The following is a 14,619-nucleotide window of genomic DNA, read 5'->3' as shown; positions in this document are numbered from 1 at the left end:
CCCGGATGGACGCCGGGCGGCCCCGGCCGGACCGGCCGGGGCCCCGGTGAGGTGCTCCGCCGCCAGGACTCGAACCCGGACATAAGGCACCAAAAGCCCCAGTGCTGCCAATTACACCACGGCGGATCAACCCGCGCTTTCGACCCGTTGGCGAGCCGGGCGGGCTGGACTTCACCATCATGCCGTACGAGCCGGGGTGGACGCGACGTAGATCCGGGGTAGAGATCGCACGACGGGCCGCATGAAGTGGTTCTGTCGCTCGTCGTCGGCCGCTGCAATACTTACGGCGGCGTAAGTTACGGGCTTGACCGGCTGAAACCAGCCCCCTCAGATCCCCAAGGGACAGACATGACCACGCACACGGACGTGAGGCCCGAGTCCCGGGAACCCGGGCCCTCGGGACAGGAAGACGCGCTGAACAGCGCCACCCGCGGTGGTGAGAGCAAGCGGTCGATCGAGCAGATCGCGCTGCTGCTGTTCATCAGCATCCCCTTCGTGGCGCTGGTGGCGGCCATCCCGCTCGCCTGGGGCCGCGGCATGAGCTGGCTGGATCTCGGCCTCATGATCGGCATGTACTTCCTCGGCTGCCACGGCATCACCATCGGCTTCCACCGGCACTTCACCCACGGTTCGTTCAAGGCCAACCGCCCCCTGAAGATCGCGCTCGCCATCGCCGGATCGATGGCCGTCGAGGGCCCGATCGTGCGCTGGGTGGCCGACCACCGCAGGCACCACAAGTTCAGCGACGCCGAGGGCGACCCGCACAGCCCGTGGCGGTACGGCGAGACGCTGCCCGCGCTGATGAAGGGCCTGTGGTGGGCCCACATGGGGTGGCTGTTCGACGAGGAGCAGACCTCGCAGGCGAAGTACGCGCCCGACCTGATCAAGGACTCCGCGATCCGCCGCATCTCGCGCGACTTCTGGCTGTGGACCGTGATCTCGCTGGCCATCCCGCCGGTGGTCGGCGGCCTCGTCACCATGTCGTGGTATGGCGCGTTCACCGCGTTCTTCTGGGGATCGCTCGTTCGGGTGGCGTTGCTGCACCACGTCACCTGGTCGATCAACTCGATCTGCCACGCGGTCGGCAAGCGCCCCTTCAAGTCCCGTGACCGCTCCGGCAACGTGTGGTGGCTGGCGGTGCTGTCCTGCGGCGAGTCCTGGCACAATCTGCACCACGCCGACCCCACCTCCGCCCGGCACGGTGTGCTGCGCGGCCAGGTCGACTCCAGCGCCCGGATCATCCGCTGGTGCGAACAGCTCGGCTGGGCCACCGACGTCCGCTGGCCGAGCGCGGACCGTATCGCGGCCCGCCGTAAGGAAAACATCAGTGAAGCGGCATGATTGACGCGTGAGCGACGGCAGCGGATCGAACGGCGACGGCGGAAGCGGCAGGGCCTCGGGTACGGATTCGGGTGCGAAGTCGGGCTCACGTCCGGCCACGGCCTCAGGCGTGGCGGGACCCACCGCCCGGCGCGCCCGCCGGGTCCGTATGACCGGCAAGGAACGGCGCGAGCAGCTTCTCGACATCGGCCGCACGCTCTTCGCCGAACGCGGCTTCGAGGGCACCTCGGTCGAGGAGATCGCCCACAAGGCGGGCGTCTCCAAGCCGGTGGTGTACGAGCACTTCGGCGGCAAGGAAGGGCTCTACGCCGTCGTCGTCGACCGTGAGATGCGCCGGTTGCTCGACATGGTGACCGGCGCCCTCACCGGCGGCCACCCCAGGGAGCTGCTGGAACAGGCCGCCTTCGCGCTGCTGGACTACATCGAGCAGTACACCGACGGTTTCCGCATCCTGGTGCGCGATTCACCCGTCGCCCAGTCCACCGGCACCTTCGCCTCGCTGATCAGCGACATCGCCACCCAGGTCGAGGACATCCTCGGCCACGAGTTCAAGCGCCGCGGCTTCGACCCCAAGCTCGCCCCGATGTACGCGCAGGCGCTGGTCGGCATGGTGGCACTCACCGGCCAGTGGTGGCTGGACGCGCAGAAGCCGAAGAAGGCCGAGGTCGTCGCCCACCTGGTGAACCTCTCCTGGAACGGCCTGGCGGGCATAGAGCCCAAACCGCGGCTGATCGGCCACCGCAAGAACTGAGGCGGCCGACGACGTACAGGCGCATAGGCGCGCAGGCGCACAGGCGCACAGGCATACAGACGTACAGGCATACAGACGTACAGAAGAAGGCGCCCGGCAGACCGATCATCGGTCCGCCGGGCGCCTTTCTCCTATCGCTCAGCCGGTGTTGCGCAGCCCCGCCGCCACACCGTTCACCGTCAGCAGCAGCGCGCGCGACAGCAGCGGGTCGGGGCTCTCGCCCCGCTCCGCCGCCGCCCGCTGCCGGGCCAGCAGCGTCACCTGGAGATACGAGATCGGGTCCAGGTACTGGTCACGGATGTGGAAGGTCTGCGCCAGCAGCGGGCTGCCCGCCAGCAGCTCGGACTCCCCGGTGATCCGCAGCACCTCGCTGACCGTCAGCGCGTGCTCCGCCTCGATCGTGGCGAAGACGTGCTTGAGCTCGTCGGGCACCAGGGTGTCCACGTAGTGCCGGGCGATCCGCAGATCGGTCTTGGCCAGGGTCATCTCGACGTTGGACAGGAAGTTGCGGAAGAAGTGCCACTGTCCGAACGCCTCGTCTATCACCGGGCCGAGCCCCGCCTCGCGGGTGGCCTTCAGCCCGGCGCCGACCCCGAACCAGCCGGGGACGATCTGCCGGGACTGCGTCCAGCCGAACACCCACGGGATGGCCCGCAGACCGTCCAGGCCCGCACCGGAGTCCGGGCGGCGCGAGGGACGCGACCCCAGGTGCAGCTCGCCGAGCTGGTCGACGGGCGTCGAGGCGAAGAAGTACGGCGGCAGGTCCGGGTCCTCGACCAGCTTGCGGTACGCGTCGTGGGCCGCCTCGGAGACGATGTCCATCGCCGCGTCCCAGCGCGACAGCGCCTCGTCGGACTGCCGGGGCGCGGTGTGCAGCGCGGACGCCTGGAGCGTGGCGGCGACCGTCAGCTCCAGGTTCTCCCGGGCCAGCGACGGGATCAGGTACTTGTCCGAGATCACCTCGCCCTGCTCGGTCACCTTGATCTCGCCCTCCAGGGTGCCCCAGGGCTGGGCGAGGATCGCGGTGTGCGAGGGGCCGCCGCCGCGGCCGACGGTGCCGCCGCGGCCGTGGAACAGCCGCAGCCGCACCCCGTGCCGGTGCGCGACGTCACGCAGCCGCCGCTGCGCCCGGTGGATCTCCCACTGCGAGGTGGTGATGCCGCCGAACTTCGACGAGTCGCTGTAGCCGAGCATGACCTCCTGCACGTCACCGCGGAGCGACACCAGCCGCCGGTAGGACGGGTCGGACAGCATCTCGTCCAGGAGCTGGTCGGCGATCTTCAGCTCGTCGGTGGTCTCCAGCAGCGGCACGATGCCGATCTTGGCGATCCCGGCGTGCAGGTCGATCAGCCCGGCCTCGCGCGCCAGCACCGCCGCCGCGAAGACGTCGTCCGAGCCCAGGCACATCGAGATGATGTACGACTCCACGACCTCCGGACCGAACCGCTCGAACGCCTCCCGGATGGTGTGGAACACCCCGAGCGTCTTGGCGCCCGCCTCGTCCAGCGGGGCGGGCGTCGGCGCCAGCGGGCGGCGCGAGCGCAGCTCCTTGGCCAGCAGCTTGCGCCGGTAGTCGCGCGGCATGTCCGCGTACCGCCAGGACTCCTCGCCGAGCCGGTCGAAGAGCTGCCCCAGCGCGTGGTGGTGCGCCTCGGCGTGCTCGCGCACGTCCATGGTCGCGAGCTGGAGGCCGAAGGCGGACAGGGTCCGGATCGTACGGTCCAGGCGGCCGTCGGCGATCAGGCCGCCGCGGTGGACGCGCAGCGAGTCCTGGATGAGCTGGAGGTCGTGCAGCAGACCGCCGGTGCCCAGGTAGTCGCGGCCGGGGACGTGCGGGGTGCCGCCGGCCAGCCGCTCGCGGGTGTTGACGAGCTTCTGCCGGATGCAGGTCGCCTTCAGCCGGTACGGCTCCTCGGCGTTCAGCCGCTTGTAGCGCGGGCTGATCTCGGGCAGCGCCACCAGGTCCGTGGCGAGCGAGTCCAGCAGGTCGGTGCTCGCGCCGCAGTTGCGGATCGAGTTGGACAGCGCGCCGCGCAGCACGTCCACCAGGTCGAGCGCGTCGGTGATGCCGTGCTCGTGCTGGAGGATCAGCACGTCCCAGGTGACCTGCGGGGTCACATTGGGGTTGCCGTCGCGGTCGCCGCCGATCCAGGTGCCGAAGGTCAGCGGGCGGGTCCCCGCGGGCAGCGGCAGCCCGACCCGCTCCAACTCGGCCGCCAGGTCCTCCAGGACGTCGCCGACCGCGCCCGCGTGCAGTTCGTCCAGGTAGTAGATGGCGTTGCGCGCCTCGTCGGCGGGCTCAGGGCGCACCACCCGCAGCTCGTCGGTCTGCCACAGCAGGTCGATGTTCTCCGCGAGCCGCAGGTCCGCGCGGCGCCGGTCGCCCGTGCCCTGCCCGGTGGTGTCGTCCAGCAGCTCCGCGATCCTGCGCAGCTTGTTCAGCACACTGCGCCGCGCGGCCTCGGTGGGGTGCGCGGTGAACACCGGCCGCACGTTCAGATTCCGTACGGTCTCGCGTACGTGCTCGGGGTCGCCGTCCTTCAGCAGGTCGGCGGTCTGGGCGAGCAGGCCGCCCTCCTGCGCGCGGCGCTCGCGCAGGTCCCGGCCGCGGTGCACCTGCTCGGTGACGTTGGCCAGATGGAAGTAGGTGGAGAAGGCGCGTACCAGCTTGGCGGCGGTCTCCAGGTCGGTGTCGCCGAGAAGCGTGGCGGCTGCCTCGCCGTCGGTGCGGGTCAGGGCACGTACCCGCTCGACGAGATCGAGGAGTTCCTGGCCTTCCTGTCTCACCAGCGTGCCGCCGAGCAGTTCTCCCAGGCGGCGGATGTCGGCTCGCAGGGCGGTACTGCTCTCCGGGGCGGTGTCGGCGCTGCTCACAGGTGCGGCTCCTTGTGCAGTGGAAGTGGACGACGGCATACAAGGCGTAGGGAAAGACGTGGCTGCGGACCGCGCTGTCCGACCGCTCCAGGATAGGTGGCCGCCTCCGCGGCGAGACGGCCCGCCCATCTGGCGGACACGGCACCCGGTCGCGCTTACCCCTGGAGACCCTTACCGGTCCCGTCGGCCGATACCGCGCCGATACGGGGCTGACACGGCCGCCACGCCGCCTCGGGCACCGCCTAGTCTGGACGCCATGAGTACGACGGGGGCGCACGTACCGGACGACGGGGCTGGAGGACGGCCCGGGTCCGGCTGGTGGTGGTGGACGCGGCGGCGCGGCTTCCTCCTGGACCTGGCGCTGGCCGTGGCCTCGGCCGTGGAGTGCGCCTTCGAGGGCGTGACCTTCGCCCACAAGACCGGGGTGACGCCCGCGGTGGCGGCGCTGATCGGGCTGCTCGCGGGCGGCACCTTGCTGCTGCGCCGCCGCTGGCCGATCGCCGTGGTCCTGGTGGGCATCGCCCTGAGCCCGGCCGAGCTGGGCTTCCTGCTGTCGGTGGTCGGCCTCTACTCCCTGACCGTCTCCGAGGTGCCGCGCCGGATCACCGCCGCGCTCGCCTCCATGAACGGCCTCGGCACCTTCCTGGTCTCCTTCATCCGCCTCCACGACAGCCTGCGCAACGCGGACGACAACCGCTCGATGTCCCTGCCGATCGTCCTGAGCACCTCACTCCTGCTCGCCCTCGGCCTCACCGCCCCGCCGGTCCTGCTCGGTCTGTACGTACGGGCCAGGCGCCGGCTGGTGGAGAGCCTGCGGGAGCGGGCCGACGGCCTGGAACGCGAGCTGGAACTCCTCGCGGAGAAGGCGGCCGAGCGCGCCGAGCGGGCCCGCGCCGAGGAGCGGACCCGGATCGCCCGCGACATGCACGACGTGGTGGCCCACCGGGTGAGCCTGATGGTCGTCCACGCGGCGGCCCTCAAGGCCGTCGCCCTCAAGGACCCGGCCAAGGCGTCCAGCACCGCGGAGTTGCTCGGCGACATGGGGCGCGAGGCGCTGACCGAACTGCGCCAGATGCTCGGGGTGCTGCGTACGGCGGCGCCCGAGCGGGCGCCCGCGCCCGCGCCGCGGCTTCCCGCGCCGCGGGTTCTTGAGCCGGAGCCGGATACGGATACGGCTACGGAGCCGGAGCCGGAGCCCGAGGGGCCCTGCATCGACCAGCTCGGCGAACTCGTCGAGCAGTCCCAGGCCGCCGGGATGACCGTCGAGTTCACCGTCGAGGGCGAGGAGCGGCCCTGCGGCGCCCGCGTCGAACAGACCGTCTACCGCGTGGTGCAGGAAGCGCTCACCAACGTCCACAAGCACGCCGGGGGCGCCAGGGCCCATGTCCGGCTCGCCTACCGCGAGCTCGAGATCGCCGTCCTCGTTCTCAACGGGCCCTCCGACGGCACCCCGGCCACGCCGCTTCCCAGCGGGGGGCACGGGCTGGTCGGCATGAAGGAACGTGTCACCACCCACGGCGGGGGCTTCGCCGCGGGCCCCACCCCCGACGGCGGTTTCCGCGTCTCCGCCTTGTTGCCCCTGGCAGCCCGCCCGATCTGACGCCCGCCTGGCGCCGGACGGTAAGCCGCTCTTCGGGGGCGGGGCCCTGCGCGCCCACCGTGCGCAGGAGGACGCGGTCCCAGGGGCGCGAGGAACTGCGCGCTCAGCCACCGACGGTGGCGCGGCCTTTGGCCACCGGCCCCCGCGGGGCAGACGCGGTTGTTGTCGGGCTGACAGCCCGGTGGGGGCGGGCCGCGCAGTTCCCCGCGCCCCTAAAAACACGGCCCTGCGCAAGGGCAGCGGACCTTCCCCGCGCCCCTAAAAACACGACCCTGCGCAATGGCAGCGCGCCCTGGGGGTCAGGCCGGGTCGGACGGGTCGGCTTGTTCGGGGAGGCCGGGGGCGCCCTGGGCTTCGGGGTGGTCCGGCCCGGAGGGCGGGAGGTGGCGGCCGGTCAGGGAGGCGAGGGTGGCCCGTACGTGCGCGAGATGCGCGCGAATCTCGTCGCGGTGCTGCTCGTGCTCGCGCAGCGAGCGCTCGCTCTCACGGCGGGTGCGCTCCTCGTGCATGCGCGCCTGGGCGAGCAGCTCGGACGCCCGCTCCTCGGCCTCCTGCTGCTGCACCCGCAGGGCCTCCTCGGCGTCGGCACGCTCCTGGTGCGCCTCGTGGAGGCGCCGTTCGGCGTCGCCGAGGAGGTCGGCGAGCCTGCTGTCGACCCCGGCCTCGCGCTCGGCGAGCTCGTGTTCGAGGGTGTCGAGCCGTTCGCGGCGCTCCTTGTCGACCTCGGCCAGGGTCCGGCCGACGTCCTGCCGCATGGCGTCCAGGGCGCGGCCCGCCTCGCCGCGTACGGCCTCGGCTTCCGCGCGGGCCTGGCCGAGGATCTCGGAGGCGCGTCCGCACGCCTCGTCCAGGAGCCGTTCCGCCTGCTCCTCGGCGGCGGCGAGCCGGGCGGAGGCGGCGGCGCGGGCCTCGTCCTGAAGGGTGCGGCGGGCGGTCTCCGCGGTGTCGCGCGCGTGCTGCGCCTCGGCCTCGGCGCGGTCGCGTACGGCGGCGGCCTCCTCCTCGACCAGCCGCAGCAACTCCTGGGCGCCGTCGCCGAGCGCGTCGAACGAGGTGGCGCCGAGCGCTTCGACCTGGTGCCGCAACGAGGCGCACTCGGCGTCCATCTCGTTGGCGAGCACCGTCAGCCGGGCGGCCCGCTCCCAGGCGGCGTCCCGGTCCTCCGACAACTCGTCGAGGAAACGGTCGACCTGTTCCGGCCGATAGCCGCGTCCGCGCGCGGTGTCGATGTTGCGGGCTGACGATGCGGTGTTGCTGCTCATGCCCTGCCCCTCGCCGTCGGCCGTTCCGTCCTGCCTATTTTTGGCTTATGTCCGAATTGTACGGGCTGCGACACTCCGACCTGTCTCCTACCCATCCACTCCCTTCCCGATGGCCCCGAACGCAGACGGGCCGGGTGAAGAAGGGAAGTGCCCTTCGTCACCCGGCTCTTCGCCGCGTGCGGGGTGGGGGTCAGCGCGCGAGGGAGACGGCGAACGGCGTGAAGCCGTTCCGGCGCAGGACGTGAGGCACGACCAGGATCATGGCCTCGGCGGCGCGGGCGGTGCGAATGCCGCCGAGGTCCTCGATCCATGCGGGCCGCCAGCCCAGGTCGGCGAGCAGACCGTTGACGGTCTTCTTCGCGTCCTCGTCGTCCCCCGACACATAGGCGGTCGGCGGGGTGGCCAGGATCTCGGGAGCGGTCATGACCATGAACAGCATGGTGTTGAGGGTCTTGACCACGCGGGTGTCGGGGAGTGCGGCCTGGAGGTGCTCGGCGAGGCTGCTGCCGGGGTAGCACAGGTCGCCGGGCAGCCCGTCCTCCGCGTCGCGGGTGGCGTTGGAGACATCGACGAGGATCTTCCCGGAGAGTTCGGCGCGCAGGCCGGTGAGGCGTTCCAGCGAACTGTCGCCGGGCGTCGCGTTGATCACGATGTCCGCGCCGCGGGCGGCGGTGGGCTGGTCGGCGAAGGCGACCGTCGGGGCGGTCCCGGCGGCGCGGGCGGCGGTCTCCACCGGGGTCCGGCCGCCGAGGGTGACCTGGTGTCCCGCGGCGGAGAGCTTGTTGGCGAGGTGGGTCCCGACGCGGCCCGCGCCCAGGATGCCGATGGTGGTCATGAAGTGATGCTCCTTGCGGTGTCGGGTGGGTAAGGGCGGGCGTCCGGTCAGACGATCGGCGACAGGACCTCGCGGGCGGCGGCGTGGACGCCGGGGGCCGCGGCCAGGAAGTCGCGGCTGCGGGTGCTCCAGGGCTCGCCCGCCAGGTCGGTGACGGTGCCTCCGGCCTCGGAGACCAGCAGGGCGCCGGCGACCAGTCCCGAGCGGACGTCGGAGAACTGCCAGAAGGCGTCCATCCGTCCGGCGGCGACGTGGATGAGCTGCATCGTGGCGGGCACGGACACGCGTACGACCAGGCCGTTGACGAGCATGGCGGTGACGGAGTCGCCGATCCGCCGGAAGGTGCGCTCGTCCTCGCCGGGCCTGGCCTGACCGGTGCCGATGAGCGAGGCGGCCAGACCGGTCTTGGCGGACACCGCCAGGGGCCGGTCGTTGAGGCGGGCGCCGCCGCCGGCCACCGCGGTGTACGTGTCACCGGTCAGCGGCAGGTGGACGACGGTGAGCACCGGCTGGTTGTCGCGGACCAGGGTGGCGGTGACGGCCCAGTCGTCCATGCCGTGCACGTGGTTGATGTTGCCCTCGGCGGGGTCGACCACCCACCACTCCCCGGGCGGGAGCGCGCCGCCCGCCAACTCGTCCTCGGCCCACCGCGATCCCGGCCGGGCCCGCAGCAGCGGTTCGCGCAGCACGCTCAGCACCGCGTCGTCGTTGGCGTGGATCTCCGCGACGACCTCGTCCAGGCTCACGCCGCGGGCGTGCGTGGTGTGGCGGGCCCGCAACGTGCGACCGGCGGTCCGCACCGCGGCCGTCACGTCGGACAGGAGGGTCGTGCCGGCGGCGAAAGGCATGGCTGTGCTCATGGGGGGCTCCCTGGTGTCGATGGCCGCGGGGCGGTTCTTCTCGCGCCCGCACTTCGACGGTAGGTCGCCCGTGGATTAACAACAAGTGCATGCTTTTCACTTGTAGATTTACTGTCATGCAACTGGATCTGAACCTGCTCACGGCCCTGGACGCGCTGCTGGAGGAGGGGAGCGTCACCGGCGCCGCGGCCCGCCTCCATGTGACCGCGCCTGCGATGAGCCGGTCCCTGGGCCGTATCCGCAAGGTCACCGGTGACCAGATCCTGGTCCGCGCCGGGCGCGGCATGCTCCCCACCCCTCGCGCGCTGGCCATGCGCGCCGAGGTCCACGCCCTCGTGCAGCAGGCCCACCGCCTGCTGTCCGCCCGGCAGAGCCTCGACCTGACGGCTCTGGACCGGGTCTTCACCGTGCGCTGGCACGATGCGCTGACCGCGGCCTGCGGCACCGCCCTGACCACGGCCGTCCGCGAGCAGGCGCCCGGCGCCCGGCTGCGGCTGTCCGCCGAACCCGGCACGGACACGCCCGAGTCGCACCGGGGCGAGGTCGACCTCGAATCCAGCTCCGGCCGGTCGGCGCTTCCCGACATCCGCCACCGCCTCGTCGGCAGGGACCGGCTGGTCGTCGCCGTCCGGCCCGGCCACCCGTTGGCCGAGGGCCCGTTGAGCCCCGAGCGTTACGCGGCGGCGGAACACCTCACCGTTTCCCGGCGCGGAAGCCTGCGCGACTCGGTCGACGACGCCCTGGCCGCGCACGGCCTCGAACGGCGCGTCGCCGCCGCCGGGCCCACCGCCGCCTTCGCGCTGCGGCTGGTCCTCGACACCGACCTCGTGGTCACCGTGCCCGACGCGGTCACCCGCGAGGCCAGGGACCACCTCGGCCTGCTCACCCTGCCGACGCCGCTCCCGCTTCCCGACGTCCCCTTGTACCTGCTGTGGCACCAGCGGTACGACGAGGACCGCGCCCACATCTGGCTGCGCGACCTGGCCACCGAAACGGTCCAGGCGCTGTTCGCACCACTGAACGCCTGACCGGGCCGCCTGAACGGCACGCTTGACCGGCCCGCCTGAACGGCACAGCGGACGGCCCCGCCGCGGCGGGGCCGTTCCCTGACGCTTCTGCTACGACCCGGCGGGACGGAACTTCTGTCGGCCGGGCCCTGGCGGGGCCGTTACAGCAGTCCGTCCCACATCTGCTCGATGAGGACCGACCACCAGTGGTCGGGCGAGGCGATGGCCGCCGGGTCCTGCGCGGCGAGCTGCGCCTGGAAGTCCACCGTCCAGCGGCCCGCCTGATCGGGCGTCAGCCCGATCCGCAGCCGCCACATCCGGCCCAGCAGCGCCAGGCAGCGGGCGAATTCCGGCAGGCTCGAATTGACGAACTGCGGCGGCGCGGGCTGTCCGCCCGGACCGGCCTCCAACGGCACCGCCACGATGTGCGCGGTGCCGTACTGCACACAGAGCTGACGGCCGAAGTCATTGCCCATCACCAGATACGAGCCCGCGTCCGACGCCGCCTGCACGCCGCGCTGCTGGGCCAGCTCCGCCAGCGTCGGCACCGGCTGGCCCGGCTGGGCCTGCGCCCAGAAGAACGGGCCGAAGTCCACCGGCAGCCCGGCCCACACCAGGGTCTGCGCCACGATGTCGGGCACGCCCTGCCGGGACACCGCCCGCTGGTCGAAGCGGAACAAGCCCTGCGGCCCGAAGGCCGACGCCAGTTCCTGGCCGATCACGTCGAGCGGCACCGGCGGCACCCGCAGCACACTGTGCGGGTCGGGCATCGGGACCCGCTGCGGCTGCGGGCGCGCGGGCGCGCCCGCCACCTGGTGCAGCTCGCCCTGGTGCGTCAGCAGATGTTGGACGCCCTGCTGGCGGCTGGCGTGGTCCCTGCCGTACGGCGCGGTGTGGCTGATCCGCACCTGCGGCCAGGTCTCGCGGATCATCCGCGTGCAGTAACCGCCGGGCAGGTCGCACGACTCCAGCTCGGTGTGCAGTTCGAGCACCTGCTCGGGCCGCACGCCCATCGAGCGCAGCTCGTGCAGGATCTGCCACTCCGGGTGCGGAGTGCCGGGCGCCGAACGCCGGATGAGCTGCTGCTCGCTGCCGTCCTGGCCGCGGTAGCGGAGCACCGCCATGTAGCCGGGGCCGACCGTGGGCACCGCCGTCGGCTGCGGGTAGCCGTAGCCGGGCGGCGGGGGCGGGGCCATGCCGCCGCCACCGAGCGGGGGCGGCGGACCCATGGGCGCGCCGCCGGGACCCGCGAGCATCGTGGCCGCGTAGTGCGGGTCGTTGCCGCCGGGCCGGCCGGGCGCGCCGGGGCCCGCGCCGGGCGCCTGGGGTCCGGGCGGCCCCGAAGGCCCCGCCAGCATCGTGGCCGCGTAGTGCGGGTCGTTGTTCCCCGCGGGCGGCGGGAGCGGCGACATGCCGGGGCCGGGCGGCGGCGGGGGCGGTCCCGTCGGACCGGTGGGTCCGGGAGGTCCGGGCGGGCCGCCGGGGCCCGCGAGCATGGTCGCCGCGTAGTGCGGGTCGTTGCCGCCGGGACGACCGGCGCCGGGCGGCGGCGGTCCCTGCGGTCCCTGCGGGCTCTGACCACCCGGCGGATTCTGCGGTACGAGCTGCGTCGGCAGGTAACCGCCCGCAGGAGCGGCGGCTCCCGGCGGGGGCGGCGGCGCGTCCGGGCTTCGGACCGGACCGCCCGAGGGCGGCGGCACATGGCCGCGGGCGGCCTTCGCCGTCTCCAGGTCGGCGATGTCGGCGGCACCGCGACCGGGGCCACCGGGCGGAGGCACGGATCCGGCGCCGAGGCCGCCGGGCGGCGGCAGCGGCACCGCGGGTCCGCCGGGCGGCGGGAATTCCGAACCCCCCACGGTGTGCGGCACGCCGGGCCTGGCGGGCGGCACGGGAGCCTGCGGCTCCACGGGCGGGGCGATCCGGGTCTTGGGCAACCCGCTGCCGCTCGGCAGCAGTTCGGTGCGGGCCTGCTCGGCCTCGGGGTCCTGCGCGACGTCCACCTGGTCGGAGCCGCTGATCGGCGGCGCGAAGACGGTCGCGGGCACCGGGACCGACTGGCCCTCGCCGCTGTCGCTGGTCGTCTTGCCCGCCCAACTGCCGCCGGGCACGGCCGGTTCCGCGGGCGCCGAGGGCGTCGCGGGCGCGTCGGCCGCCGGGGCCGGGCGCCGGTAGTCGATCCCGCCGGACGCGGCCGGTGCGACGGGAGCGCTGTCAGCGGGGGAGGGTGCGGCCGTTGAGGCGCCGGAGGAGGCGGGCCGCCGGTAGTCGATCCCGCCGGAGCCGGAGCCGGAGCCGGAGCCGGAGCCGGAGCCGGAGCCGGAGCCGGGCGCGGAGCCCGTACCGTCGCCCGGTCCCGAGGCGGAACCCGAGGCCGCCGCCAGGCCGTACCCGCCGTCGGCGTCGGCCGCCGGGGCACGGCCGGCCGGGGCGCCGTCGGACCCGGGGGCGGCGGCATGCCACGCGGGAGCGTCGGCTCCCGCGCCCGCGGCGATACCGGCACCGTTGGTCCGGCTCGACCGGCGGTTGTCGGGGATGCCCATCTTGTCTGCCGCGTCCTGGAGCCACTGCGGCGGGCTCAACAGGAAGGACGTGGCCTCCAGGTCGATGCGTTGCGGCGGGTCGGGCACCGCGTCGTTCGGCACCGGGCCGTACTCCTCCTCGTAACGCCTGATGAGTTCGCCGACGGGCAGGCCGGGCCACAAGGTGGCCTCGCCGCTGTCCTTGGCTATGACGACGCGGACGTCGCCGCCGTCGCCCGCGGACGGGCCGCCCTCGCGCGGCTCCGACCAGACGACGAAGCCGAGGTCGAATTCGCGGACCCGGATCTCCCGGGCCTCGTACGCGGGGACGTCGCCGTTGATCCAGCGCTCCGCCCGCTCCTGGGCCTGCGCGAAAGTGACCATGTCCGGCCTCATCCCTCCACCGGGACGGCGCTGGCGAAGCCCCCGTCCACCATCAGGTTCGCGACGGTCTCCAATTCCGGCGGATTGCCCGCGAGCCGGAGCAGGAACGCGTCGAGTGACTCACCGCAGGGCAGCAGCAGTTCGGCGACCCGGTCGGCGGGGGCGGCCCAGCGGTCGCCGTCGCGGACGTCGTCGTACGCGCAGAACCAGACCGAGCCGGTCCGCTCGCCCTTGACCTTGACCGCGAGCAGGCCGCCCTGGAGGTAGGAGATCGCCAGAAAGTCCTTGGTCAGGTGGTCGCGCAGGCACTTGTTCACGTACACCAGGTCGTTGACCGCGGCGTCGTCGCGGACGGTGAAGAACGGCTGGTCGATCAGCAGGCCGAGGTCCGGGTCGAGCGCGACGCCGCTCGGGGCGCAGCCGCCCGCCGCCTTCAGGAAGGTGCGGTAGCCGCCGGGCAGCCGGTAGCCCAGCTCCTCCTCGACGTCACGGACCTGCGACTCGGTGACCGCGACCGGGTCCTTCGGCAGTCCGAAGTGCACCGGGCGGGTCTCCTGGAGCGGCCGGGTGCCGCGCTTGGCGTGGTCGGCGGAGGAGGCGGCGAGGCCCCCGTGGTGCCGCAGCAGCGCCTTGACCTCGACCGGTATCAGCTCCATCCGGCGGGTCCCGATGACGTGGTGCCAGGTCCAGCCGTGCGGGGTCGCGACGGGGGAGAGGCTGCCCCACAGCTCGTGGCCCGAGGCGTGCAGCGCCGCGTTCGCCGACACGTAGTCGGTCAGCCGCAGCTCGTCTATCCCGAAGCCCTCGGGGGGCTCGGCGATCTCCGCCACCGCCCGCGCGTACGGCGCGAAGTCCGGAATCCCGTTGTCGTCCACCCAGACACCCTGGGGATGGCGGGCGGCGCGTACGGGGTCGGGAAAATGCACGACCTGTCCGGCGTAGGCCGCGTTCGGCGGCGGCACGATACGTCCCCCGGCCCGCGGACCGGGAGGTGCGCCCAGCCCTTGCCGACCTGTCGTCATGGCGGTTGCCCCCTGCTGCGTCTGGCTGATGACCACAGCCTAGGGCCTCACCACCAGGGCAGAGCCAGGGCCTGTGGATAACTTGCCTGATCCGCCTGCCGCCGGGCCCGCGTCGGCAGCCGCCGATTCCGCGCCGATTCCGCGCCGACTCCGCCTCGACTCCG

Annotated in this window: 10 protein-coding genes and 1 tRNA gene; 4 read left to right on the top strand and 7 right to left on the bottom strand. The window is 73.1% G+C overall.

Translation table 11 applies throughout. From position 1 onward, the window contains the following. Positions 1 to 54: 54 nt before the first annotated feature. Positions 55 to 126 (bottom strand) — tRNA-Gln (locus ACIOC1_RS29855). A gap of 222 nt (positions 127 to 348) precedes the next feature. Here ACIOC1_RS29855 and ACIOC1_RS29850 point away from each other — a divergent pair. After that, a complete protein-coding gene (locus ACIOC1_RS29850; RefSeq protein ID WP_391051661.1) occupies positions 349 to 1,341 on the top strand; it encodes a fatty acid desaturase in 993 nt (330 codons plus the stop codon). A 148-nt stretch (positions 1,342 to 1,489) separates the two neighbouring features. Next, the gene (locus ACIOC1_RS29845) at positions 1,490 to 2,092 is read left to right on the top strand and encodes a TetR/AcrR family transcriptional regulator (protein ID WP_188282429.1); all 603 of its coding nucleotides are present in this window, start codon (positions 1,490 to 1,492) and stop codon (positions 2,090 to 2,092) included. Positions 2,093 to 2,230: 138 nt separating this feature from the next. On the opposite strand, the gene ppc is transcribed toward ACIOC1_RS29845, so the two are convergent. Continuing rightward, positions 2,231 to 4,966, bottom strand: a complete 2,736-nt coding sequence (ppc, locus tag ACIOC1_RS29840) for a phosphoenolpyruvate carboxylase (RefSeq protein ID WP_401857030.1) — start codon at positions 4,964 to 4,966, stop codon at positions 2,231 to 2,233. Between the two features lie 256 nt (positions 4,967 to 5,222). Between ppc and ACIOC1_RS29835 the strand changes: the two genes are divergently transcribed. Continuing rightward, positions 5,223 to 6,566 (top strand): sensor histidine kinase, encoded by a 1,344-nt coding sequence (locus tag ACIOC1_RS29835; RefSeq protein WP_401857028.1) that lies wholly within the window; start codon positions 5,223 to 5,225, stop codon positions 6,564 to 6,566. A 299-nt stretch (positions 6,567 to 6,865) separates the two neighbouring features. Here the strand turns inward: ACIOC1_RS29835 and ACIOC1_RS29830 are convergent, their stop codons facing one another. From ACIOC1_RS29830 to ACIOC1_RS29820, 3 genes are all read right to left on the bottom strand, one after another. Then, positions 6,866 to 7,828 carry a DivIVA domain-containing protein gene (locus tag ACIOC1_RS29830; RefSeq protein ID WP_391051654.1) on the bottom strand — a complete coding sequence of 321 codons (963 nt, stop codon included), beginning with the start codon at positions 7,826 to 7,828 and terminating at the stop codon, positions 6,866 to 6,868. Positions 7,829 to 8,018: 190 nt separating this feature from the next. Next, positions 8,019 to 8,663: an NADPH-dependent F420 reductase gene (locus ACIOC1_RS29825; RefSeq protein WP_401857026.1), complete on the bottom strand. Its 645-nt coding sequence runs from the start codon at positions 8,661 to 8,663 to the stop codon at positions 8,019 to 8,021. A 47-nt stretch (positions 8,664 to 8,710) separates the two neighbouring features. After that, positions 8,711 to 9,523, bottom strand: a complete 813-nt coding sequence (locus tag ACIOC1_RS29820; RefSeq protein WP_391162309.1) for an inositol monophosphatase family protein — start codon at positions 9,521 to 9,523, stop codon at positions 8,711 to 8,713. 116 nt (positions 9,524 to 9,639) lie between these two features. Between ACIOC1_RS29820 and ACIOC1_RS29815 the strand changes: the two genes are divergently transcribed. After that, complete coding sequence (locus ACIOC1_RS29815; protein ID WP_401857024.1) at positions 9,640 to 10,551, top strand: LysR family transcriptional regulator; 912 nt, start codon at positions 9,640 to 9,642, stop codon at positions 10,549 to 10,551. Between the two features lie 140 nt (positions 10,552 to 10,691). On the opposite strand, the gene ACIOC1_RS29810 is transcribed toward ACIOC1_RS29815, so the two are convergent. Together ACIOC1_RS29810 and ACIOC1_RS29805 are read right to left on the bottom strand one after the other, a co-directional pair. After that, the gene (locus ACIOC1_RS29810; RefSeq protein ID WP_401857022.1) at positions 10,692 to 13,433 is read right to left on the bottom strand and encodes an SUKH-4 family immunity protein; all 2,742 of its coding nucleotides are present in this window, start codon (positions 13,431 to 13,433) and stop codon (positions 10,692 to 10,694) included. Between the two features lie 8 nt (positions 13,434 to 13,441). After that, the gene (locus ACIOC1_RS29805; protein ID WP_355346841.1) at positions 13,442 to 14,455 is read right to left on the bottom strand and encodes an HNH endonuclease; all 1,014 of its coding nucleotides are present in this window, start codon (positions 14,453 to 14,455) and stop codon (positions 13,442 to 13,444) included. Positions 14,456 to 14,619: the final 164 nt, after the last annotated feature.

It is taken from the genome of Streptomyces sp. NPDC088197, assembly GCF_044741185.1.
In the GTDB taxonomy this organism is placed as follows: Bacteria; Actinomycetota; Actinomycetes; order Streptomycetales; family Streptomycetaceae; genus Actinacidiphila.
Note: the sequence above shows the minus strand (reverse complement) of the source record. Positions and strands in the feature narration are given on the sequence as shown.

Excerpts from the sequence above, each read along its gene's own strand:
- ACIOC1_RS29830 (WP_391051654.1), bottom strand. The coding sequence starts at position 7,828 with ATGAGCAGCAACACCGCATCGTCAGCCCGCAACATCGACACCGCGCGC.
- ACIOC1_RS29805 (WP_355346841.1), bottom strand. The coding sequence starts at position 14,455 with ATGACGACAGGTCGGCAAGGGCTGGGCGCACCTCCCGGTCCGCGGGCC.
- ACIOC1_RS29810 (WP_401857022.1), bottom strand. The coding sequence starts at position 13,433 with ATGGTCACTTTCGCGCAGGCCCAGGAGCGGGCGGAGCGCTGGATCAAC.
- ACIOC1_RS29845 (WP_188282429.1), top strand. The coding sequence starts at position 1,490 with ATGACCGGCAAGGAACGGCGCGAGCAGCTTCTCGACATCGGCCGCACG.
- ACIOC1_RS29850 (WP_391051661.1), top strand. The coding sequence starts at position 349 with ATGACCACGCACACGGACGTGAGGCCCGAGTCCCGGGAACCCGGGCCC.
- ACIOC1_RS29815 (WP_401857024.1), top strand. The coding sequence starts at position 9,640 with ATGCAACTGGATCTGAACCTGCTCACGGCCCTGGACGCGCTGCTGGAG.
- ACIOC1_RS29835 (WP_401857028.1), top strand. The coding sequence starts at position 5,223 with ATGAGTACGACGGGGGCGCACGTACCGGACGACGGGGCTGGAGGACGG.
- ACIOC1_RS29820 (WP_391162309.1), bottom strand. The coding sequence starts at position 9,523 with ATGAGCACAGCCATGCCTTTCGCCGCCGGCACGACCCTCCTGTCCGAC.
- ACIOC1_RS29825 (WP_401857026.1), bottom strand. The coding sequence starts at position 8,663 with ATGACCACCATCGGCATCCTGGGCGCGGGCCGCGTCGGGACCCACCTC.